The sequence below is a fragment of the Nitratireductor sp. ZSWI3 genome, assembly GCF_024655565.1.
Taxonomy (GTDB): Bacteria; Pseudomonadota; Alphaproteobacteria; order Rhizobiales; family Rhizobiaceae; genus Nitratireductor.
Genome location: NZ_JANKOF010000018.1, coordinates 33,114 through 54,697, shown reverse-complemented (window position 1 = coordinate 54,697; position 21,584 = coordinate 33,114). Strand labels below are relative to the sequence as shown.

Sequence of the window (21,584 nt, the reverse complement as noted above, 5' to 3'; positions counted from 1 at the left end):
GCTTGCATGGCGACAGGGACATGTCGATTTCCACGGCCTTGTCGCGCGGGCTGAGCCTGCTTGCCGCCTTTGCCGAAGCGCCGGTCTGGCTGTCCAACTCCGATCTCACGGCGCGCACCGGCCTGCCGGCGCCGACCGTCGCGCGGCTGGCGAAGTCACTGCGGGCGATGGGCCTGCTCCACTACAGTTCCACCCACCGGCGTTTTCGGCTGGGCGCCAGGGTGCTGACGCTCGGCTGCGGCGTGCACCGGGAGACGCGCTTCATCGCCGCCATGCGACCGCTTCTGCAGAGCCTCGCCGACCGTCATCGGGTGCATGTTTCCCTGGCGGTTCTGGAAGGGACGGATGCCTTATGCCTGGAAGTCTGTCACAGCGCCTCGACGCTGCTGACATTGCGACTCGAGGTCGGCTCGCGCATCCCCCTTCTGGGTACGGCGACCGGCCATGCGATCCTCGCCACCCTCAGCGAAGCCGAACGCAAGGGGATCATGCCCCTCCTCAAAGCGCGCGATCGCGAAACCTGGCCGGCGCTTTTCGCAGGCCTCGAAAGGGCCCTGGAGGAGGCCGCCGAGACCGGCACGATACGGTCGCTGGGGGGCTGGCATCCCGATATCAACGCCGTCGCCATCCCGCTGCGCTCCTCCGCGCTCGGCGGAGCGATGTCGATCACCTGCGCTGCGCCGGCCAGGCATCTTCCCGAAGAGACGTTCGCAGCGATCATCGACGAGTTGATGCCGCTCGTGGCGTCCCTGGCTTCCGGTCAGGACATCAGCCGCTCCTCAGGACGACCGGTGGCGGAAGATCAATAGCCGGCCTGCGGGATCATCCGCGCCGGTTGGTGCAGATAATTTCCGGCTTTGCGCTTGGCGACCATGTCGCGCCAGACCAGGCCGACCTGCCGCTCGCTGAGGCCGGTTGCCGCCGCCACCTCGCCGGCCGGAATGTCGTGCTCCAGGCCGTAGAGGCACAGGTCCATCTCGCGGTAGGGCAGCGCGAAGAAAAACTCTTCATGGGTTTGCGACAGGGAGTAGGTGTCGGTCGTGGGCGTGCGACAGCAGATCCGTCTGGGAATGCCCAGATGGTTCGCCAATTGGTAGACCTGCGACTTGTACAGGTGGGCGATGGGCTTCACGTCCGCGGCCCCGTCGCCGTTCTTCACGAAGAAACCCTGGTCGTGCTCGAGCCGGTTCTGCGTGCCGATGACCGCATAGTTGAGCCGGTCGGCATGATAGTATTCGAGCTGCTTGCGCGTGCGCTGCTTCATGTTGGTGGCGGCGACGATGCCGAGATAGACGTGCGGCGCGAGCCGATGCTTCTGGATCGTACGGTCGGGCCGGCGCACGACCAGCGAAGAGATGTTGTAGGCCCTTGTGGTCAGCGCGGTGTTGATGACGATCTTCGAGGCCCAGCCTTCGCCGTAATCGGGAACCGCCTGGCGGATGAAGGCGTCGCGCCGCTCATAGCAGCCCATCGCTTCCAGGGTCGGGCTGATGTCCTCGATCGCGCCGTCGAGCCCGAGCGCCCCGGCAAGGCACTTGCCCAGATGCAAGCTCTCCGGGTCGGATTCGCGCTCCGGCATGAGCAGGCAGAAGACCCGCTCGGGGCCGACGGCACGCGCCGCCAGCGCCGCGCAGACGCTGGAATCGATGCCGCCGGAAAGGCCGATGACGAAGCCGCGCTTGCGCAGGACCTGGCGCAGCTCGGTGCGCAGCCAGCGGGCGATGCGCTCGACCTCCGCGGTCGCGTTCAGCCTCAGCGCCTTCTCGCAGAAGCGCTTCCCGATACCGGTCATGGCACCCACGAGGCCTTCTTCGCGGCGTGGTTGCCGCCCGTTCTGCCGCTCGCGGCCGGAGCCTTGCCCCTGCTGCAGCCTTGCTGAGCGAGCTTGCCGGTGATGAAGGCAGCGAGGCGGGCGATGGTGTCGAAATTCTCCGGCACGATCTCCGGATCGGCAACGGGGATGTCGAAATGTTCTTCCAGGAAGGACACGAGTTCCAGGATGCCCGCCGAATCGACGATGTCGCGGTCGGTCAGCGACACATCGTCGTCGGGAAGCTGGCTGTGGTCGCCGAGCAGGAAGGTCTCGACGATAAAGCTGCGGATCTCGGTGTTGACGGAATTGGGCATGCGGATCCTCCGGACGATCTGCGAGAGGCACAGCGCGCCCTGCTGCCGTGCACGCGCGGGCGAGCTCCCTTGCCAGATCTGCGTGGAAAGACTGTCGATGAAGGCGGCCGGGCGCGCCAGGCGGCAACGCCGTGAGAAGACGGCATATGGCCGCTCGAAACCGGCCCTGAAAAAGGCGCGGCTAGAGGAATGGATACGGCAAAAGCGCTGCGGCCGTAACAGGGCCTTGGAGGCGCAATAGCAGCGGGGACGCGGCTTGCCGCCGGCCCCGCGAGGAAACCGGCGGAGAAGCCCTGCAAACCGTAACGGCCGCAAGCGCCGCGCCGATGCCGATGCGCCGGCTGCGCCGAAGGCGCGGCGCGGGACGTTGCTCAACTCCAATGGGCGAATTTCCTTCACGGTCGAAGTCCTGACGTTGTTCGATGCACGCCTGGGTTATCTTCCGTGGTTGTGCTTCAAAGGTTCTAAAAAGTGTTTTGAGAATGCTCTTGCTGAAAACCTGCATATACCGGAAAGCCGCGTGAAAGTCACTCGGTCATGGCGCTTAAAACTTTCGCGATGCTTGCGCTCCGGATACCGGGCCAAGTCCGCTCAGACGCCGCGGCGCGCCTTGATTCGCGCGCGTATCAGGAGCCCGATGGCTGCAAGAAGGATCGTGCCGACGATGAACAGGAAAGCCGCCGCCGCGATGGCGGGGCTGATGTTCTCGCGGATGGTGGCGAACATCTGCCGCGCCAGCGTGCGCTGATTCGGCCCTGCGACGAACAGGGTCAGCACCACCTCGTCGAGCGAGGTGGCGAAGGCGAGGACGGCGCCCGACAGGATTCCCGGCATGGCGAGCGGCAGGGTCACCCGGCGAAACACGGTGAGCGGCGAGGCGCCGAGGCTGGCTGCGGCGAGCTCGACGCGTTGGTCGATGCCGCCGAGCCCGCCGATCACGCTGACGACCACGAAGGGAATGGCCACCACCGTATGGGCGACGATGACGCCGAGATAGCTCGAGGCGATGCCGAGCCGTACGAACAGCACCTGCATGCCGACGCCCATCACCACGGCCGGAACCACCATCGGGAGCAGGAACAGCGTGCGCACTGTGCCCTTGAAGGGCAGGCGCCAGCTTCTGAGCCCAAGGGCGGCCATGGTGCCGAGCACGGTGGCCAGGAGCGTGGTGCCGCCGCCGATGACGAGACTGTTGAAGATCGCCCGTTTCCACGAGGCGGCGGTGAACAATTCATCGAACCAGCGCAGCGAGAGCTGCGGGATCGGATAGGTGAGGAACAGGCTGGAGGTGAAGGCCAGCGGTAGGATGGCGACGAGCGGCGCGATCAGGAAGACCACTGCCAGGACGCCGAAGGACAGGCGCAGCCCCTGGAACATCTCAGCCCCTCCTTTCCTCGGCCGAGGAAAGCCGGCCGTAGATCGCATAGAGCAGGATGGTGACTATGAGCAGGACGATGCCGAGGGCACCGGCCATGCCCCAGTTCGCCGAGCCCGTTGCGTAGAAGGCGATGACGGAGCTGATCATCTGGTCGCCGGCGCCGCCGATCAGGGCGGGTGTGATGTAGTAGCCGATGGCGGTCATGAAGACGAGCAGCGAACCGGAGGCGATGCCGCGCAGGCTGAGCGGCAGGAGCACGCGCAGGAAGGCCCGCATGGGATGCGCGCCGAGCGAGGCGGCGGCGCGCATCAGATTGTCCGGGATCGAGACGAGGACGCTGTAGATCGGCAGCACCATGAAGGGCAGCAGCACATGCGTCATGGCAATCACGACGCCGGTGCGGTTGAAGATCAACGGCACAGGCCCACCGGTGAGACCGAGGCCGACGAGGATCGTGTTGATCAGCCCGTTGTCCTGCAGGATGATGAACCATGCCGCCGTGCGCACCAGAAGCGAGGTCCATAAGGGCAGCAGCACGGCGGCGAGCAGAACCTGGCGCTTCCAGCCGTCGGTGGAGGCGATCAGCATGGCGTAGGGAAAGCCGATGGCAAGGCAGGCGACCGTCACCAGCGCGGCGACCCAGAAGGTCCTGAGCATGATGGCCCGGTTCGCCGACGCCGTCTCCGGCATGGCGACGATCTCGCCCGAGACGTCACGCTCGAGATCGACGGCGGCGAGGAGATAGCGATCCGTGGTCGGCGACAGCGCGCCGACGATCGCCTGCCAGTAGCGCGGATCGTCCCAGCGCTCGTCGATCTCACCGAGATCGGGAACCTGTTCGCTGCGCAGCGCCCGGGTGGTGCGCGACATCAGCGTGCGGAAGCCGGCCTGCGCGCTGTTCAGGCGCCGGGTCATGTCGCCAAGCGCCTGCCGGTCGTCGACGGCCTGCAGATCGGCTGCCAGAGCGGCCTTCATCTCTGCCGTCGGCGGTGTTTCGGGATCCCATCCGCGCGATGCCGCCGCCGTCTGCGGCAGAAGCTTGAGCACGGCCGTGTCGGAAACGGCCTGCGACATCATCGTCGCCAGAGGCCACAGGAAGAACACGGCGATGAAGACGAGCAGCGGCGCGATCAGTGCCAGACTGCCCAGATGCTTCTTCCTGTCCGTGCCGCTCATGCGCGGATGACCCAGCAATCATCGGGCTGAAAGCGGGCCACGACATCCGCGCCCGGCGGATGCTGCTCGGCCTTGCGGTCGAGATGGACGACGAAATTGTGGGCGCCCTGGTCGAGCTGGATGCGCAGGTGATTGCCCTGGTAGACGCTGTCGGCCACCCGCGCCGAAAGCATGTTCTCCCCGCCGTGCAGATCATCGAGGCGGATGCGCTCAGGGCGGATCGACACGAGCACGTTTTCGCCGGTGGAAAGGGCCTGCGAGGCGGCGGCGGCAATCTGCCGTCCATCCGGCAGCCGCACCCGCAGGCTGTTTCCTGCGCTGCCGTCGATGACCCCTTCCAGCAGGTTCGTTTCGCCGATGAAGCTCGCCACGAAGCGGGTCTGCGGATGGTCGTAGATCTCCTGCGGTGTGCCGATCTGCTCGATCTTGCCCTTGTTGAAGACGGCGATCCTGTCGGACATGGTCAAGGCCTCCGACTGGTCGTGCGTGACGAAGACGATCGTCAGCCCCAGCCGGTTGTGCAGCGCGCGGATGTCGAGCTGCATCTGTTCGCGCAAATTCTTGTCGAGCGCGCCGAGCGGCTCGTCCATCAGCACCACGCGCGGCTCGAAAACGAGGGCGCGGGCAAGGGCCACGCGCTGCTGCTGTCCGCCGGAGAGCTGTGCCGGCCAGCGGTCGCGCATGGCGCTGAGCTGGACCATGTCGAGCACCTTCGCCACTCGCTCGGCGATCTCGGCCTTGCCGACACCGCGCATCTCAAGCGGAAAGGCGACATTGCCGCCCACCGTCATGTGGGGGAAAAGCGCATAGCTCTGGAAGACCACGCCCATGTCGCGCTTGTATGTGGGGGTGTCGTCGACCACCTCGCCATCGACCAGGATCCTTCCTTTGGTCGGCCGCTCGAAGCCGGCGAGCATCATCAGCAGCGTGGTCTTGCCGGATCCCGAGGGGCCGAGGAGGCTGACGAATTCGCCCTTGGCGATGTTGAGGTCGAGATCGTCGACGACGCACAGCGAGCCATAGAACTTGGTCACATGGTCGAAGCGGATGCGCAAGTCGCTCAAGAGCCTCTCCCGTGGCTGTCCTGGTGGTCTGACCGAAACAGATGGTACCCATCTGTTGGGATCGCACCACTGGTGTTGTGTTCCTGGGAGGCCGGGCGCGCGCCCGGCCGAGAGGGCGCATCGAATGGGCGGCAAGCCGCTCCGTCCGATGCGCCGGCCGAAGGGGTTACTGGGCGAGCCAGGCGTTGAAGCGCTCGGTAAGGGCTTCGGAATTGTCGATCCAGAAATCCACGTCGAGCGAGATGGCGCCTTCGAGATTCTTCTCGGTCGTCGGAAGGTCCGCCTCATACTCCTCGCTCACCATGCCGGCCGCTTCCTTGTTCGGCAGGCCGTAGGCGACGAATTCCGGCAGCTTCTTCTGGTTTTCCGGCTCGCTGGCAAAGGCGATGAAATCCATGCCGGCGTCCTTGTTCTCGGCGTCCTTCAGGATCACCCAGCTGTCGACGGCATAGATGCTGCCAGGCCAGACGACCTTGAAATTGCGGCCTTCCGAGCGGTTGATGCCGGTGATGCGGCCGTTATAGGCGGAGGCCATCACCACTTCCCCGGAAGCGAGGAACTGCAGCGGCTGGGCGCCGGCTTCCCACCACACGATATCGTCGCGGATCTCCTCGAGCTTGGCGAAGGCGCGGTCCACGCCTTCGGGCGTGGAAAGCACGTCGTAGAGCTCTTCGGCGCTCACGCCGTCGGCCAGCAGGGCGAATTCGAGCGTGTATTTCGGCCCCTTGCGGAGCGAGCGCTTGCCGGGGAACTTCGCCGTGTCCCAGAAATCGGCCCAGGATTGCGGCCCGTCGGCCAGCTTGTCAGCGTCATAGGCGATGGCCGTCGACCAGACGATGGCGCCGACGCCGCATTCGTTCACGGCGCTGTCGAGGAACTTGTCCTCGCCGCCGAGCTTGTCCCAATCAATGGGCTCGAAGAGGCCGTCGCCGCAGCCGAGTTCCAGCTCCTCGGCCTCCACCTGCACGACGTCCCAGTTGGGCGCGCCGGCCTTCACTTTCGCCTGCAGCACGCCGTAGCCGCCGTTCCAGGCCTCGTCGAGCACCGGCTTTCCGAGCTTTTCGGAAAACGGCTTGAAGTAGATGTCGCGCTGCGCGTCCTGATAGGTGCCTCCCCAGGAGACGACCGTCAGGTCGCGCGCGCCGGCCGGGACGCCGGCAAGCCCCGTCGCGGCGGCAAGTGCCCCGATGCATAACCACGTCTTCGTCTTCAAACGCATGTCACCCTCCGTTTTTGCTTCTTTTGATTGCGTTTCCGATCGCATTTCCTGAACGGCGCGCCCACCGTATCCTATGCCGGGACGGCGTCCTTCGGTAGTGCGGAAAGCGCGTTGTCCAGCCCGGTCTTGAAGCGGGCGAGCAGGTCGTCCACCTCGGAAGCCGTGATGATGAGCGGCGGGCAGAAGGCCACGGCATCGGTCATGGCGCGGCTGATCACGCCGACTTCCTGCAGGTGGCCGTTGACCAGCGCGCCCAGCGCTCCCGGCGCCTCCAGCGCCTTTTTGGCCGCCTTGTCGGTGACCAGCTCCACGGCGGCGATCAGGCCGACGCCGCGCACTTCGCCGACCAGAGGATGATCGGCAAGCGCGGCAAGGCCGCTTCTCAGCCGCTCGCCCATCGCCGCGGCGTTGCCGACCAGGTCGCGTTCCTCGATGATCTTCAGGTTCTCCAGCGCCACGGCGGCCGCCACCGGGTGGCCGCTCGCCGTGTAGCCGTGGCCGAGCGTGCCGATCCTGTTGCTCTCCTCCATGATCGGCTCGAAGACCTTGTCGTTGATCATCAGGGCCGAGGCCGGCATGTAGGAGGAGGAAAGCTGCTTCGACATCACCATGATGTCGGGCTCGATGCCGAAGGTGGTGGAGCCGAACATCGTGCCCGTGCGGCCGAAGCCGCAGATCACCTCGTCGGCGACCAGCAGCACGTCGTATTTCTTCAACACCGCCTGCACCTTCTCCCAATAGGTGGCGGGCGGCACGACGACGCCGCCGGCGCCCTGCACCGGTTCCGCGAACATGGCGGCGACCGTCTCGGGGCCTTCGGCCAGGATGGCGTCCTCCAGCTCCTTGGCAAGGCGGGTGGCGAACGCCTCCTCGCTTTCGCCGGGCATCGCCTCGCGCCAGTGATGCGGGCAGGTCATGCGCAGAACGTTCGGCACGATCAGATCGAACGACTTGTGGTTCGCCGGCAGGCTGGTCAGGCAGGCGCCGGCGATCGTCACGCCGTGATAGGCGCGGTTGCGCACGATGATCTTCTTCTTCTCGTGCTTGCCGAGCGCGTTGGAGCGGTACCAGATCAGCTTCAGCGCCGTGTCGATCGCCTCCGAGCCGGAATTGGTGAAGAACGCCTTGCTCATGGGCACCGGCGCAAGGCCGACCAGCTTCTCCGCCAGCTCGATCACCGGCCCGTGCGACTTGTGCGTGAAGGTGTGGTAGTAGGGCAGCTTCTGCATCTGCTCGGTGGCCGCCTTCACCAGCCGCTGCTCGTTGAAGCCGACGCCGACGCTCCACAGGCCGGCCATGGCCTCGATGTATTTCCTGCCGTTGTTGTCGTAGACGTAGATGCCTTCGCCACGGTCGATCACCAGCGGACCCGTCTCCAGATGCTTTTTCGCATTCGTGTAGGAATGCAGGTGATAGGCGATATCGCGGGCTTCGATGGAGTTGGGTTTGTCGTTCATCGGCTTGTCCTGCTTGGAAATGACTGTAGACTTTCAGCGCCGGAGGTCCGGATCGTGCCGGTCGCCGATCGATTATGCGCAGTCCGAAATGCGTAGCACCCATTTCCGGTCGAGGCAATCTGGCGCTCAATATTTTGAGCGATTTTGGTCCTCAGGGCTTTCCATTTAGAGTAAATGTTTGATTCGACTAACTATATGATTTTTAATGGAAAAATTTATATTAGGACGAGCTGACCGCGATGAAAGCATGGCCCGTATCTGCGCCATTCTCTTCTGATTTCTTGAGCAAATTTCCTGCCGCCGGCTAGGCTCGCCTCGCAAATCGTGCGAGAGTCTTCTGCCGCTGCAGGGGGAGCCGCGGCCGGGCCGGACGACGATCGGGAGAGGCATGGAAGATTTCGATATCGGAATACGCCTGAAGGCGATGCGCAGCGCCAGCAAGCTGTCGCAGCGGCAGCTTGCCGAGCAGGCCGGCGTGCCGCATGCGCAGATTTCCAATATCGAGAAGAACAAGATCAGCCCCTCCATCGCCACGCTGCGCAAGGTGCTCGGCGGCATGGGCGTCAGCATGGCCGATTTCTTCGAGCCCGAGCGGCAGCTCAAGCCGGGGCCCTATTTTTCGGCCGACGAACTGGTCGACCTGACGTCGCGCGTGGCGATCAATCCCGGCGTCTCGGGAGCCGGTCTCGAGATCCTGCGCCAGATTGGCGATGCGCGGCTGCACAATCTGCAGATCCTGCATGAGGTCTATGAGCCGGGTGCGGACACGGGCGAATCCATGCTGCAGCATGCCTCGAGCGAGGGGGGCTATGTGGTGGAGGGGGAGCTGGCGCTCAATGTCGGCGATCAGTTCCGTATCCTGACGGCGGGCGAGGCCTATCTTTTCGACAGCCGCATCCCGCATCGTTTCCGCAATCTTTCAGACCGCCGAACCGTGGTCGTTTCCGCCTGCACGCCGCCCTATCTGTGAGGTGGAACCTGGCACACGCGTGAGCGCGTCAGGAAGCGCTGTTCGCGTCCATTGTCGAGGGAGAACATCCCGCCACGCCCCGGCACCACGTCGATGACCAGATCGGTGTGCTTCCAGGCTTCGAACTGCGCGGCGCTGATGTAGACGGGCGTGTCGCCGATGGCGCCGAGCAGCACGTCCTGTTCGCCGACGATGAAGTCGCCTCTCGGATAGCACATGGGCGAGGAGCCGTCGCAGCAGCCGCCCGACTGGTGGAAGAGCACCGGCCCGTGGTCGGCGATGATCTCGCCCAGAAGCGCCAGCGCTGCCGGCGTCGCGGAAACCTTGTCATGCATGGTCTTCTCCGGCTGACGCGTGGCGGCGCGGGAGACTGCCCCGCGCCACCGTCCGTCCTGGGAGGGGAGGCGGATCAGAAGAAGCCGAGCTTCTTCGGGCTGTAGCTCACCAGCATGTTCTTGGTCTGCTGGTAGTGGTCGAGCATCATCTTGTGCGTCTCGCGGCCGAGTCCGGACTGCTTGTAGCCGCCGAAGGCCGCATGGGCCGGGTAGGCGTGATAGCAGTTGGTCCAAACGCGGCCGGCCTGGATCGAGCGGCCGAAGCGGTAGAGCCGATTGGCGTCGCGGCTCCAGATGCCGGCTCCCAGCCCGTAGAGCGTGTCGTTGGCGATCGTCAGCGCCTCGTCGTCATCCTTGAAGGTGGTGACGGAAACGACCGGGCCGAAGATCTCCTCCTGGAAGATGCGCATCTTGTTGTGGCCCTTGAAGACCGTCGGCTTGACGTAATAGCCGCCGGCGAGGTCTCCCGGCAGATGGGCCTGCTCGCCGCCGGTCAGCACCTCAGCGCCTTCCTGCCGGCCGATATCGATGTAGCTCAGGATCTTTTCCAGTTGCTCGGAAGAGGCCTGGGCGCCGACCATGGTGGCGGGGTCGAGCGGGTCGCCCTGGATGATGGCTTCGACGCGCTTCAGGGCGCGCTCCATGAACTCGTCATAGATTGCCTCGTGGATGAGGGCGCGGCTCGGGCAGGTGCAGACCTCGCCCTGGTTGAGCGCGAACATGACGAAGCCCTCGATGGCCTTGTCGAAGAAGTCATCGTCCTCCGCCGTCACGTCCTTGAAGAAGATGTTGGGCGATTTGCCGCCGAGCTCCAGCGTCACGGGAATGAGGTTCTGGCTGGCATATTGCATGATCAGGCGGCCGGTCGTCGTCTCGCCGGTGAAGGCGATCTTGGCGATGCGGCTGGAGGAGGCGAGCGGCTTGCCCGCCTCGAGCCCGAAGCCGTTGACGATGTTGAGGACGCCGTCGGGCAGGATGTCGCCTATCAGGTCGGCCCACAGCATGATCGTGGCCGGGGTCTGCTCGGCCGGCTTCAGCACCACGCAATTGCCGGCGGCGAGCGCCGGGGCGAGCTTCCAGCAGGCCATCAGCAGCGGGAAGTTCCACGGGATGATCTGGCCGACGACGCCCAGAGGCTCGTGGAAATGATAGGCGATCGTGTCGTGGTCGATCTCCGAGATCGAGCCCTCCTGGCTGCGCAGCGCGCCGGCGAAATAGCGGAAATGGTCGATGGCCAGCGGCAGGTCGGCGGCTGTCGTCTCGCGGATCGGCTTGCCGTTGTCCCAGGTCTCGGCGAGCGCCAGGAGATCGAGATTCTCCTCCATCCTGTCGGCGATGCGGTTGAGCAGCAGGGCGCGCTCGGCCGGGCTCGTCCTGCCCCAGGCGTCCTTTGCCTTGTGGGCAGCGTCGAGCGCCAGCTCGATGTCGGCAGCTTCCGAGCGGGCGATCTCGCCCAGCGGGCGGCCGGTCACCGGCGAGATGTTGTCGAAATAGCGGCCCGACTGCGGGGCGACCCAACGGCCGCCGATATAGTTGTCGTAGCGCTTGGCGAAGGGCATTTTCGCGGTGCGCGCGAATTCCACCTTGTTCATGAAGACCTCCCGATTTCAACGCCGCCTCCTGCGGCATGAAGGAAGGATGGGAGGGAAAGGCGGTGCTGTCAGCCAGGGGAAGAGAGCGCGCCCGGCGCACCTGTCGCAGAACTGCGACAGGTCGATGCCGAAAACGTCAGTGAGGGCGCCGGATCCCGAGCCGCGCCATCTTCCGATGCATCGTGGCGCGCGAGATGCCGAGCCTGCGGGCGGCCTGCGAGACGTTGCCGCCGGCGCTTGCCAGGGCGCGCAGCAAGGCGCCGCGCTCGGCGTCCGAAAGACAGATGCCGGCTCGCTCCCGGCCGCCCAGCACCTCGGCGGCAGGAAACGGGTCGAGCGGCCCGGCAGCAAGCCCGAGGGCACCGCGCGCCGTGCGGGTGGCGCCGATCACCAGATCGTCCCCGTCCACTGCGATCAGCGCGCCGGCGTCGGCCGACGGCAGGAGCATGATCCGTGCTTTCGGATAGGCCAGGCGAAGGCTCTCCGCCTCGATACGGCGGGCCGCGTCGCCGGCCGCCGTGGCGATCAGGCTGACGAAGCCCTCGGTCAGGTCGGCGCGGCAGGACGAGACGTCGAGCGCGCCGGCCAGCCGGCCCTCATGATCGTGCACGGGCGCGGTGGTGCAGGAGAGCAGCGTGTTGCGCGAATGGAAGTGCTGGTCGCGGTGGATCGTCAGCGTGCGGCGTTCCACCAGGCAGGTGCCGATGCCGTTGGTGCCTTCGCTCTCCTCGCTCCACACCGTGCCGGTCCACAGGCCCCACTGGCGGAAGGTCTCGTCATCGCCGGGGGCGCCGCGGCGTTCGAGAGGAATGCCCTCGCGGTCGGCCAGAAGGACGCAGCAGCCGACGCCGCCGACGGCGAGGAAGAGCTGGTCGAGCGCGGCCTGGGCCGAGCGGATCAAAGGCTCCAGCCGCTGCCGCGCCTCCGCCAGCTCGCGATCGGAGATGCGGCGCGGCGCCCGGCGCTCCGCCGGGTCGAGCTGGTGCAGCCTGCACGAGCGCTGCCAGGAGGCGACGAGCGCCGATCTGGCCGACCGGTTGGCATCGATCGCCGCAAGAACCCTGTCTGAATGGTGCAGAAGACTGCGTCCGTCCATGTTTTTCCTCCCGCGGCCCTTCTCTTGCTTCTCCACTTTCCCGGTCCGGGGCCGATAGCGGTTCCTCGCAAGTCTGCCGTCGGCGCCGCGTCTGTCAATACGCCGAAGGGTTAATACCAAGGGAGGTGGGCGCCGCGATGCGCGGTCGTTCATATTCTCTCGACGCGGCCGCTGTCGGCGGCTATCCATGCGGCCGGCGGTGCAATCCCATCACAAGGACGGACAGTTTTGGAACTCGCATTCGATCCCTCCACCTTCGATGCCACGACCATTGCGGTGCTGATAGCCGGCATGGCGGTCACCGGCATGATCGGCGGCATCCTGGCGGGCCTGCTCGGCGTGGGCGGCGGCATCGTCATCGTGCCCGTGCTCTTCTGGGTGCTGCACACCTTCAGGATCGCGCCCGAACACGCGAGCCACCTGGCGGTCGCCACGTCGCTGGCGACCATCATACCGACGTCGATCTCCTCCATGCGCTCGCACGCCAAGCGGGGTACGGTCGATCGCAGTCTTCTCAGGCTGTGGGGGCCGGCGGTGTTCGTCGGGGCATTGATCGGCGGCGGTCTGGCGAAGGTCGTCTCCGGCGACAGCCTGCGCGCCATTTTCGGCGTCGTCGGCCTGCTGGTCGCCGTCAACATGGCCCTGCCGAAAACCCTGGTCGTGTCCGAAGCGCTGCCGGTCAGCAAATGGATCAACCGGCTGATCGCGGGCGTCATCGGCATCATCTCCTCGCTGATGGGCATTGGCGGCGGCACCCTGTCGGTGCCGACGCTTTCCGCCTTCTCCTTCCCGGCCCACCGCGCCGTCGGTACGGCAGCGGCGATGGGGTTGCTGATCGCCGTGCCGGGCGTCGCCGGCTTTCTCTATGCCGGGCTCGGCGTCGAAGGGCTGCCGCCGGGCAGCCTCGGCTATGTGAGCCTGCCCGCGGCCTTGATCATCGCTCCCGTCAGCTATCTCTTCGCCCCGCTCGGCACGCGGCTGGCGCACGCCCTCGACGCGAAGAACCTGAAGCGCGTCTTCGCGCTGTTCCTGGCCATCACGGCGATCAGGATGCTCACCTCATAGGTCCTGACTGCGTTTGATCGGGAACTGCGCTCGGCGACTTGCATTCCTCTTGCGGGTTGCGGCTATAGTGCGTTGCGCACTTAGAGCGGGATGAGGAAAAGTGTGAAGCGGTTTTCCGCCCGCATCCCGCTCTAACTTCTCGAAAGCGTTCGCGTTTATGATTTTGGATTGAATCAATCCAAAATCATCGCGATCTAGCGGCCACCGGAGGTTCCGCCCATGACGATCCGCAATCTCGAGTTCGCCGCCCGCCCGACCTCGGTCGCCGTGCTCGGCGCGTCCAACCGGCCGGGCGCGGTGGGCCAAATCGTCATGCAGAATCTCCTCGTCGGAGGCTTCGAGGGGGAGATCTGGCCGGTCAATCCGAAATACACCGAGGTCGCCGGCCGGCGTTGCTATCGCAGGGTACGCGACATTCCCGCCGTGCCGGACCTCGCCGTCATCCTCACGCCGCCGCAAGCCGTGCCGGGCCTTATCGGCGAACTCGGCAAGAAGGGAACGCGCGCCGCGGTGGTCATCACCGCCGGGCTGACGCGCGAGAACGGCCTGCGGCAGGCGATGCTCGACGCCGCCAAGCCGTATCTCTTCCGCATCATCGGGCCGAACACGGTCGGGCTGATGGTGCCGCCGATGAAGTTCAATGCCAGCTTCGCCCATATGCAGCCGAAATCCGGCGGGCTGGCCCTGCTTTCCCAATCCGGCGCCATCGCCACCTCTCTCGTCGATTGGGCGGCGGCGGAGGGGATAGGCTTCTCGCACATCGTCTCGCTCGGTGACATGGCCGACGTCGATGTCGGCGATTATCTGGAGATGCTCGCCGGCGACGGCCGGACGCGCGGCATCCTGATGTATCTGGAGACCGTCCCCAGCCCGCGCAAATTCATGACCGCGGCGCGCGCGGCGGCGCGTCTCAAGCCGGTCATCGCCATCAAGGCCGGCCGGCATGCCGAGGCGGCCAAGGCGGCGGCCACGCACACCGGGGCGCTGTCGGGCGCCGATCGCGTGGTGGAGGCGGCGCTGCGGCGTGCCGGCATCCTGCGCGTCATCGATCTCGGCGAGCTGTTCGATGCGGCCGAGATCCTCGCCCGCTTCGCGCCGCTGCAGCGCTCGCAGGTGGGCATCGTCAGCAATGGCGGCGGTGCCGGGGTGCTCGCCGTCGACCGGCTGATAGACCTCAACGGTGCGCTGGCCGAATTCACACCGCACACGCTGGAGCGGCTCGACCGCGCGCTGCCGCCCAACTGGTCGCACGCCAATCCGGCCGACATCATCGGCGACGCGCCGGCGGAACGCTACAGCGAGGCCGTCCTGGCGGTCGCCGACGACCAGAACACGGATGCGGTTCTGGTGTTCAACTGTCCGACCGGCCTTGCCTCGCCCTCGGATGCGGCGCGGGCGGTCGCCGCCCTGGCCGATCGCGGCAAGGTCAATGGCAAGCCGCTGATCACCTGCTGGCTGGGCGAGGAGAAAGCGCGCGAGGGGCGACGCATCCTGCAGGATGCCGGCATTGCGAATTTCAGCACGCCGTCGAGCGCCACCGCGGCGCTCTCCTATCTCGGCGAGTGGTCGCGGGCGCAGAAGGCGCTGACCCGTGTGCCGTCCAGCCGCAGCGAGGATGTGCGGGGCGATCGCGAGGCGCTGGCGTCGATTCTGCGCCAGGCGGCCGCCGAGGGGCGGCGCATGCTGACCGAGCCCGAGGCGAAGGCGGCGATCGCCGCCTACGGCATTCCGGTGCCGGAGACTGTCGTGGTCGAGACGCCGCAGGCTGTCGGCGGGGCCGCCGGAAAGCTCCTCGAAACGTCGGCCCGCGTGGTCGTCAAACTGCTGTCGAAGACGATCAGCCACAAATCGGATGTGGGCGGCGTGGCGCTCGATCTGAAGACGCCGGAAGCGGCCACGGCTGCTGCCGAAGCGATCGTGCGGCGCCTGCAGGAGGCGGGCTCCGAAGCGGCGCTCGAAGGGTTCGTCGTGCAGCCGATGGTCTCGCGCAAGCATGCGCATGAGCTGATCCTCGGCGTCAGCCAGGATCCCGTCTTCGGCCCGGTGGTGCTGTTCGGCGCCGGCGGCACCTCGGTCGAGGTGGTCGACGACACGGCCATCGCCCTGCCGCCGCTCGACGACGTGCTGGCCGGCGATCTTCTGGCCTCGACGCGCATCGGCAAGCTGCTCGCCGGCTATCGCGACCGCGCGCCGGCCGATCGCGAGGCGATTATCGGGGCGCTCAACGCCATGTCGCAGATGATCGTCGATTTCCCCTGCATCAAGGGCATGGACATCAATCCGCTGATCGCCGACAGCGAGGGCGTCGTGGCGCTCGACGCGCGCCTCGAGATCGAGCCTTCGCAGATCGATCGCAAGGGGCCGAACCCGGACATCGCCATCAGGCCCTATCCAGACGGCTGGGAGAAGGACGTCGACCTCGAAGGCCATCCCTATCATCTGCGGCCCATCAAGCCGGCGGATGTGGCCCTGTTCCCGGATTTTCTCGCCCGCGTCTCACCGGAGGACATCCGCTTCCGCTTCCTCGCGCCGCGCAAGCATTTCCCGGACGAGATGCTGCTGCGGCTGACCCAGCTCGACTACGAGCGCGACATGGCTTTCATCGCGCTCCGGGCCGAGGACGGCGAGATGGCGGGCATCGGCCGCCTGTCGTCCGATCCGGACAAGGAGGTGGCCGAATACGGCCTTCTGGTGCGCACCGACCTGCAGGGCCACGGCCTCGGCTTCGCGCTGCTGAAGCAGCTCATCGATTACGGCAAGGCGGAAGGCATCGGCGCCATCGAGGGCATCGTTCTGTCCGACAACACGAAGATGCTGAACATGTGCCGGGAGTTCGGCTTCGAGGTCAAGGAAGGCGGCAGCGAGGCGGGGGTGATCACGGTGTCGCTGGCGTTGTAGATGGTGGCGTCGGGAGATCGCCCCTCACCCTTACCCTCTCCCCGTGAACGGGGAGAGGGGGCTTGCACGTTGGCGGGTATTCCGCGGCGTATCAACCAGCTTCCTTCTCCCCGCAGGCGGGGAGAAGGTGCCGGCAGGCGGATGAGGGGCGGGCGCAAGGCTCTCCTCAAATACACGCCTCAAACAACGCCTTCGTATTCTCCGCCGTCATCTTGACCGGGTTGCCTCCGGCGCTTGGATCTTCCAGCGCCATTGCCACCATCTCGTCGATGCGGTCGGTGCCGACGCCGAGCGCCGAGAGCTTGTCGGGGATGCCGAGCTCGGCGCGCAGGCCGATGACGAAATCGTAGAAGCCGTCGAAGCCGCCGGAAATGCCGAGATAGGCGGCGGCGGCGGCGATGCGATCCTCGATCGCCGGCCGGTTGAGCCTCAGCACCGGCGGCATCACCACGGCGTTGGTCGTGCCGTGATGGGTGTTGTAGAGCGCTCCGACCGGGTGCGACAGGGCGTGGATGGCGCCGAGCCCTTTCTGGAAGGCGACGGCGCCCATGGCGGCTGCGCTCATCATCTGGGCGCGAGCCTCGATGTCCGCCCCGTCCGCATAGGCGCGCGGCAGATATGCCTTCACCAGCCGCATGCCCTCGAGCGCGATGCCCTGGCTCATCGGATGGTAGAAGGGCGAGGAATAGGCCTCCAGGCAGTGGGCGAAGGCGTCCATGCCGGTGCCGGCGGTGATCGCCCTGGGCATGCCGACCGTCAGCTCGGGATCGCAGATCACCACGGAGGGCAGGATCTTCGGATGGAAGATGATCTTCTTCACATGCGTCGCCGAATTGGTCAGGACGCCGGCGCGGCCCACCTCCGAGCCGGTGCCGGCGGTCGTCGGCACGGCGACGTTGGGGGCGATCCTGGCGGCATCGGCGCGGGTCCACCAGTCGCCGATGTCCTCGAAGTCCCACACGGGCCGGCTCTGGCCGGCCATGAAGGCGACGAGCTTGCCGAGGTCGAGGCCGGAGCCGCCGCCAAAGGCGACGACGCCGTCATGGCCGCCGTCCTTGAACGTCCTGATGCCGGCTTTGAGGTTGTTCTCGTTCGGGTTCGGGTCGACATCGGAGAACATGGCGCGGCCGAGGCCCGCCGCCTCCAGCACGTCGAGCGCGGTCGCGGTGATCTCCATGCCGGCCAGGCCGCGGTCGGTGACGAGCAGGGGTCGTTCGATGCCGGCGGCCCTGCAGGCTTCCGCCAGCTCCTTGATGCGTCCGGCGCCGAAGCGGATCGATGTCGGGTAGGACCAGTTGGCGACGAGTGTCATGCTTGCTTCTTCCTGAGGTGATAGGATTTCGGACGGGTCAGGTTGTGGTAGCCGATCTCCGACAGCGCGCCGCCGCGGCCGGTGTTCTTGCAGCCGGTCCAGCAGAGGGCAGGGTCGAGATAGTCGGCGCGGTTCATGAACACGGTGCCGGTCTCGATCTCGGCGCCGAGACGCGCCGCGCGCTCGGGATCGGCGGTCCACAGCGAGGCGGTGAGGCCGAACTCGCAGTCGTTCATCAGGGTCAGAGCCTCGGCATCGTCCTTGACCGGCATGATGCCGACCAGGGGACCAAAGGTCTCCTCGCGCATCACACGCATCTGGTGGTTCACGTCGACCAGGATCTGCGGCATCAGATAGGTGCCGCCGTCGTCCTCAGGAAACAGTTTCGGATCGACCAGCGGCCTCGCCCCTTGCGCGACGGCATCCCCGGTCTGCGAGCGCACCATGTCGGCAAAGCGCCGGTTGGCCATCGGCCCGATCGTGGTTTCCTGCGACAGCGGGTTGCCGAGCTTCAGCTTCGACACCCAGTCGACGGACTTCTCGACGAAGGCGTCGAACAGCGGCGCGGCCACATAGATGCGCTCGATGCCGCAGCAGCACTGGCCGGCATTGTACATCGCACCGTCCATCAGCACATCGACCGCCCAGTCGAGGTCGGCGTCCTCCATGACATAGCCGGGGTCCTTGCCGCCGAGCTCCAGCCCGAGGCCGGTGAAGGTGCCGGCGGCGGCCCGCTCGATGGCCCGACCGCCACCGACGGAACCGGTGAAGTTGACGAAGTCGAAGGCGCGCGCGCCGATCAGGGCCTCGGTGCCCTGATGGTCGAGGAACAGGTTGACGAACAGCTCTTCCGGAATGCCCGCCTCATGGAAGGCGCGCACGATGCGCTCGCCGACGAGCAGCGTCTGGGTGGCGTGCTTGACGGCCACCGCATTGCCGGCGATCAGGCCGGGCACGATGGTGTTCATCGCCGTCATATAGGGATAGTTCCACGGCGCGATGACGCCGACCACGCCATGCGGCTGGCGCTGGATGTGCCGGTCGAAGGTCTCCGAATCCTCGATCACGATGGGGGCGAGGGCGCGCGCGGCGATCCCGGCCATATAGGCTGAGCGCTCGTTCATGCCGCCGAACTCGCCGCCATAGCGCACCGGCCGGCCCATCATGTGGGCAAGCTCCGGCACCACCTCGTCGGCCATCTCGTTGAGGCGCGCGACGCCGGCGTTGACCAGCGCGATGCGCTCGTCGAGCGGGCGTCTGGCCCAGGCCTTCTGGGCGTGCCTCGCACGCCCCAGCAGGGCGGCCGCCTTGTCCGGATCCATGACGGGACGCTCGGCATAGACCGAGCCGTCGATGGGGGAAATACATTGCAAAGTCTTTGTCATCTCATGCTCTCTCGAAGCCGCGCCTCAGCTCCCAGTCGGTGACGCGGCGGTCATATTCGGTCTGTTCCCAACGGGCCGCGTGGACATAGTGATCGACCACCGCATCACCGAAGGCCTTGCGCAGCATTTGCGAGCCGTCGAGGGCGGCGGCGGCGTCGCGCAGCGTGGACGGGATCTCGCGGATTCCCGTTTCATGATACGCGTCGCCGGTGAAGGCCGGCTCGAGCTCTCTCTTGTTTTCGATGCCATCGAGCCCGGCGGCGATCAACGCCGCGAAGGCAAGATGAGGGTTGAGGTCGGCCCCGCCGACGCGGCATTCCACGCGCACCGCCTTCGTGTCGGCGCCGCACACGCGGTAGCCCGCTGTGCGGTTGTCGAACGACCAGATGGCCTTGGTCGGCGCGAAGGTGCCGGCGGCAAAGCGCTTGTAGGAGTTGATATAGGGGGCGAGGAAATAGGTGATCTCGCCGGCATGGGTCAGAAGCCCGGCGAGGTAATGGCGCATGGTTTGCGACATGCCGTGCTCGCCGGCGGTATCGAAGAACAGCGGCTTGCCGTCGGCCGACCAGAGCGACTGATGGACGTGGGAGGAACTGCCGGCGGCCTGGTTGTCCCATTTCGCCATGAAGCTGACGGCGCGGCCCTTCTGCCAGGCGATCTCCTTGCAGCCGTTCTTGATGATGGCGTGCCGGTCGGCCATGGTCAGCGCGTCGGCATAGCGGACGTTGATCTCCTCCTGGCCGGCATCGGCCTCGCCCTTGGAGTTCTCGACCGGGATGTCGGCGCCGTTCAGCCCGTTGCGGATGGCGCGCATCACATCCTCCTCCTTGGTGGTCTGGAAGATGTGGTAGTCCTCGTTGTAGGCGCTGATGCGCTCCAGCCCGCGATAGCCCTTGGCGTGGACTTCCTCGAAGGAGTCGCGGAACAGGAAGAATTCCAGCTCGGAGGCCATCATGGCCTTCATGCCCATCGCTTCCAGCCGGGCGATCTGCTTCTTCAGGACGGCGCGCGGCGAATGCGGCACCTCGGCGTGCGTGTGGTGGTCGAGCACGTCGCAAAGCACCAGCGCGGTCCCTTCCAGCCACGGCACGCGGCGCAGCGTCGACAGGTCGGGCTTCATCGTGTAGTCGCCGTAGCCGGCTTCCCAACTGGTCGCCTTGTAGCCTTCGACCGTATACATCTCGAGGTCGGTGGCGAGCAGATAGTTGCAGCTGTGCGTTTCCTCGAAGGCGCTTTCGAGGAAGAAATCGACATGGAAGCGCTTGCCCATCAGGCGGCCCTGCATGTCGACCAGCGCCACCAGAACGGTGTCGATCTCACCGCGGCTTGCGGCCGTCTCGAGATCTTGAATGGAAAGGTGTCCGGCCATGAAAGGGGATCCTGGAAAAGTTGTTCAGGCGCCGCCCGCAGCCTGTGGCCGGGGCGGCGTGGTCGTCGGTTGCGGGATCAGGTCTGGCTGTACGGGAAGCCGGCGTTGTTGATGACGCCGTTGTACTGCTTGAAGATCTCGATCACCTTCGCCTTGGTTTCGCTCTCGGCGGCGATCTCCTCCCAGAACTTCACCGCCGCATCCTCGACCTGCTTCCATTCCGCCGCGGGAACGGAGCGCAGCTTGAGTTTGTCTCCGGTGGCCCGCAGCTTGGCCTCGCCGCCCCAGTACCACTGGTTGCGGAAGGTGTGGCTTGCCTCCATGCAGGACATGTAGATCTGCTTCAGGTGGTCAGGCAGGTCCGCCCACTTCTTCTCATTGGCAAACCAGGAGCCGATCCAGGCGCCGGAGATGTTATTGGTGAGGAAGTAGTCGGTCACGTTGGCCCAGCCCACCGTATAATCCTCGGTGATGCCCGACCAGGCCATGCCGTCGAGTTCGCCGGTCTGGACGGCCACTTCGGCATCCTCGTAGGGGATCGAGACCGGCACCACGCCGAACTGGGTGAGGAAGCGTCCGGCGGTCGGGAAGGTGTAGAGCTTGAGGCCCGACAGGTCGGCAAGGCTCTTGATCTCCTTCTTGGTGTTGAAGTTGCACGGATCCTGCCCGGCAGCCGACAGCCATACGACGCCGCCGGCCTTGGCATAGGCATCGCGCCAGATGTCGGCGAGCCCGTATTGCGTGAAAAGCACCGGCACGTCGACGATGGAGCGCGTCGCGAACGGGAAATAGCCGCCGAAAATGCTGATCTCTACGGGAGCGGCCATGGAATCGTCGTCGGAATGCACGGCGTCGATGGTTCCCGCCTGCATGGCGCGGAAGAGCTCGCCGGTCGGAACGATCTGATCGGCGAAGAACAGCTCGATCACCATCTCGCCGTTCGCCGCCTTGTTGAAGGCATCGACGAAGGGCTGGGTGACGAACTGCCCGAGCGTGGCGCCGGCATAGGTCTGCATGCGCCAGCGGATCGGCTCCTGCGCGATGACGGGAGGAGCGGCCAATGCGGTTCCGGCTGCCGCGCCGGCGGCCCCGGCCTTGGTGAGGAATTGTCGTCTGCTAAACATGCTGCTCTCCTTCTCTG

General features: G+C 66.0%; 18 protein-coding genes. 4 read left to right on the top strand and 14 right to left on the bottom strand.

Going from position 1 to position 21,584, the window contains the following annotated elements; all coding sequences use genetic code 11:
* Positions 1–20: 20 nt before the first annotated feature.
* Positions 21–809 carry an IclR family transcriptional regulator gene (locus NUU27_RS08480; RefSeq protein WP_257761654.1) on the top strand — a complete coding sequence of 263 codons (789 nt, stop codon included), beginning with the start codon at positions 21–23 and terminating at the stop codon, positions 807–809.
* On the opposite strand, the gene nadE is transcribed toward NUU27_RS08480, so the two are convergent.
* From nadE to NUU27_RS08445, 7 genes are all read right to left on the bottom strand, one after another.
* Positions 803–1,792, bottom strand: a complete 990-nt coding sequence (gene nadE, locus NUU27_RS08475; protein ID WP_257761653.1) for an NAD(+) synthase — start codon at positions 1,790–1,792, stop codon at positions 803–805. The two genes, NUU27_RS08480 and nadE, sit on opposite strands and share 7 nt — an antisense overlap.
* Positions 1,789–2,127 carry an acyl carrier protein gene (locus tag NUU27_RS08470; protein ID WP_308219956.1) on the bottom strand — a complete coding sequence of 113 codons (339 nt, stop codon included), beginning with the start codon at positions 2,125–2,127 and terminating at the stop codon, positions 1,789–1,791. The genes nadE and NUU27_RS08470 overlap by 4 nt, the downstream gene beginning before the upstream one ends.
* Before the next feature lie 591 nt (positions 2,128–2,718).
* Positions 2,719–3,504, bottom strand: coding sequence for an ABC transporter permease (locus NUU27_RS08465; protein ID WP_257761652.1), 786 nt, complete (start codon positions 3,502–3,504; stop codon positions 2,719–2,721).
* A gap of 1 nt (position 3,505) precedes the next feature.
* Positions 3,506–4,681 (bottom strand): ABC transporter permease, encoded by a 1,176-nt coding sequence (locus tag NUU27_RS08460; RefSeq protein ID WP_257761651.1) that lies wholly within the window; start codon positions 4,679–4,681, stop codon positions 3,506–3,508.
* Positions 4,678–5,745 carry an ABC transporter ATP-binding protein gene (locus NUU27_RS08455; protein ID WP_257761650.1) on the bottom strand — a complete coding sequence of 356 codons (1,068 nt, stop codon included), beginning with the start codon at positions 5,743–5,745 and terminating at the stop codon, positions 4,678–4,680. Before NUU27_RS08455 ends, NUU27_RS08460 begins: the two co-directional genes overlap by 4 nt.
* Before the next feature lie 166 nt (positions 5,746–5,911).
* Positions 5,912–6,964 carry an ABC transporter substrate-binding protein gene (locus NUU27_RS08450; RefSeq protein ID WP_257761649.1) on the bottom strand — a complete coding sequence of 351 codons (1,053 nt, stop codon included), beginning with the start codon at positions 6,962–6,964 and terminating at the stop codon, positions 5,912–5,914.
* Positions 6,965–7,035: 71 nt separating this feature from the next.
* Positions 7,036–8,421, bottom strand: coding sequence for an aspartate aminotransferase family protein (locus NUU27_RS08445; protein ID WP_257761648.1), 1,386 nt, complete (start codon positions 8,419–8,421; stop codon positions 7,036–7,038).
* A 388-nt stretch (positions 8,422–8,809) separates the two neighbouring features.
* Here NUU27_RS08445 and NUU27_RS08440 point away from each other — a divergent pair, with 388 nt between their 5' ends.
* The gene (locus tag NUU27_RS08440) at positions 8,810–9,391 is read left to right on the top strand and encodes a cupin domain-containing protein (protein ID WP_257761647.1); all 582 of its coding nucleotides are present in this window, start codon (positions 8,810–8,812) and stop codon (positions 9,389–9,391) included.
* Here the strand turns inward: NUU27_RS08440 and NUU27_RS08435 are convergent.
* From NUU27_RS08435 to NUU27_RS08425, 3 genes are all read right to left on the bottom strand, one after another.
* Positions 9,382–9,726, bottom strand: a complete 345-nt coding sequence (locus NUU27_RS08435; RefSeq protein ID WP_257761646.1) for a DUF779 domain-containing protein — start codon at positions 9,724–9,726, stop codon at positions 9,382–9,384. The two genes, NUU27_RS08440 and NUU27_RS08435, sit on opposite strands and share 10 nt — an antisense overlap.
* A gap of 74 nt (positions 9,727–9,800) precedes the next feature.
* On the bottom strand, positions 9,801–11,318 hold the full coding sequence (adh, locus tag NUU27_RS08430) for an aldehyde dehydrogenase (RefSeq protein WP_257761645.1): 1,518 nt from the start codon (positions 11,316–11,318) through the stop codon (positions 9,801–9,803).
* A gap of 136 nt (positions 11,319–11,454) precedes the next feature.
* Positions 11,455–12,414, bottom strand: a complete 960-nt coding sequence (locus tag NUU27_RS08425; RefSeq protein WP_257761644.1) for a GAF domain-containing protein — start codon at positions 12,412–12,414, stop codon at positions 11,455–11,457.
* A 228-nt stretch (positions 12,415–12,642) separates the two neighbouring features.
* Between NUU27_RS08425 and NUU27_RS08420 the strand changes: the two genes are divergently transcribed.
* A complete protein-coding gene (locus NUU27_RS08420; protein WP_257761643.1) occupies positions 12,643–13,479 on the top strand; it encodes a sulfite exporter TauE/SafE family protein in 837 nt (278 codons plus the stop codon).
* Positions 13,480–13,698: 219 nt separating this feature from the next.
* Entirely contained in the window at positions 13,699–16,377 is a 2,679-nt protein-coding gene (locus tag NUU27_RS08415) for a bifunctional acetate--CoA ligase family protein/GNAT family N-acetyltransferase (RefSeq protein WP_257761642.1), read from the top strand.
* Positions 16,378–16,543: 166 nt separating this feature from the next.
* Here the strand turns inward: NUU27_RS08415 and NUU27_RS08410 are convergent, their stop codons facing one another.
* The 4 genes from NUU27_RS08410 to NUU27_RS08395 all read right to left on the bottom strand — a co-directional run bounded on the left by NUU27_RS08410 (position 16,544) and on the right by NUU27_RS08395 (position 21,567).
* Positions 16,544–17,689: an iron-containing alcohol dehydrogenase gene (locus NUU27_RS08410; protein ID WP_257761641.1), complete on the bottom strand. Its 1,146-nt coding sequence runs from the start codon at positions 17,687–17,689 to the stop codon at positions 16,544–16,546.
* Positions 17,686–19,074 (bottom strand): aldehyde dehydrogenase family protein, encoded by a 1,389-nt coding sequence (locus NUU27_RS08405; RefSeq protein ID WP_257761640.1) that lies wholly within the window; start codon positions 19,072–19,074, stop codon positions 17,686–17,688. The genes NUU27_RS08410 and NUU27_RS08405 overlap by 4 nt, the downstream gene beginning before the upstream one ends.
* A gap of 1 nt (position 19,075) precedes the next feature.
* Positions 19,076–20,443, bottom strand: coding sequence for a glutamine synthetase family protein (locus tag NUU27_RS08400; protein ID WP_257761639.1), 1,368 nt, complete (start codon positions 20,441–20,443; stop codon positions 19,076–19,078).
* Between the two features lie 77 nt (positions 20,444–20,520).
* Entirely contained in the window at positions 20,521–21,567 is a 1,047-nt protein-coding gene (locus tag NUU27_RS08395; protein WP_257761638.1) for a TRAP transporter substrate-binding protein, read from the bottom strand.
* Positions 21,568–21,584: the final 17 nt, after the last annotated feature.

What these genes read in the sequence shown, in the direction of transcription:
- NUU27_RS08480 (WP_257761654.1), top strand. Translation starts at nt 21, where the DNA reads ATGTCGATTTCCACGGCCTTGTCGCGCGGGCTGAGCCTGCTTGCCGCC.
- nadE (WP_257761653.1), bottom strand. Translation starts at nt 1,792, where the DNA reads ATGACCGGTATCGGGAAGCGCTTCTGCGAGAAGGCGCTGAGGCTGAAC.
- NUU27_RS08470 (WP_308219956.1), bottom strand. Translation starts at nt 2,127, where the DNA reads ATGCCCAATTCCGTCAACACCGAGATCCGCAGCTTTATCGTCGAGACC.
- NUU27_RS08465 (WP_257761652.1), bottom strand. Translation starts at nt 3,504, where the DNA reads ATGTTCCAGGGGCTGCGCCTGTCCTTCGGCGTCCTGGCAGTGGTCTTC.
- NUU27_RS08460 (WP_257761651.1), bottom strand. Translation starts at nt 4,681, where the DNA reads ATGAGCGGCACGGACAGGAAGAAGCATCTGGGCAGTCTGGCACTGATC.
- NUU27_RS08450 (WP_257761649.1), bottom strand. Translation starts at nt 6,964, where the DNA reads ATGCGTTTGAAGACGAAGACGTGGTTATGCATCGGGGCACTTGCCGCC.
- NUU27_RS08445 (WP_257761648.1), bottom strand. Translation starts at nt 8,421, where the DNA reads ATGAACGACAAACCCAACTCCATCGAAGCCCGCGATATCGCCTATCAC.
- NUU27_RS08440 (WP_257761647.1), top strand. Translation starts at nt 8,810, where the DNA reads ATGGAAGATTTCGATATCGGAATACGCCTGAAGGCGATGCGCAGCGCC.
- NUU27_RS08435 (WP_257761646.1), bottom strand. Translation starts at nt 9,726, where the DNA reads ATGCATGACAAGGTTTCCGCGACGCCGGCAGCGCTGGCGCTTCTGGGC.
- adh (WP_257761645.1), bottom strand. Translation starts at nt 11,318, where the DNA reads ATGAACAAGGTGGAATTCGCGCGCACCGCGAAAATGCCCTTCGCCAAG.
- NUU27_RS08425 (WP_257761644.1), bottom strand. Translation starts at nt 12,414, where the DNA reads ATGGACGGACGCAGTCTTCTGCACCATTCAGACAGGGTTCTTGCGGCG.
- NUU27_RS08415 (WP_257761642.1), top strand. Translation starts at nt 13,699, where the DNA reads ATGACGATCCGCAATCTCGAGTTCGCCGCCCGCCCGACCTCGGTCGCC.
- NUU27_RS08410 (WP_257761641.1), bottom strand. Translation starts at nt 17,689, where the DNA reads ATGACACTCGTCGCCAACTGGTCCTACCCGACATCGATCCGCTTCGGC.
- NUU27_RS08405 (WP_257761640.1), bottom strand. Translation starts at nt 19,074, where the DNA reads ATGACAAAGACTTTGCAATGTATTTCCCCCATCGACGGCTCGGTCTAT.
- NUU27_RS08400 (WP_257761639.1), bottom strand. Translation starts at nt 20,443, where the DNA reads ATGGCCGGACACCTTTCCATTCAAGATCTCGAGACGGCCGCAAGCCGC.
- NUU27_RS08395 (WP_257761638.1), bottom strand. Translation starts at nt 21,567, where the DNA reads ATGTTTAGCAGACGACAATTCCTCACCAAGGCCGGGGCCGCCGGCGCG.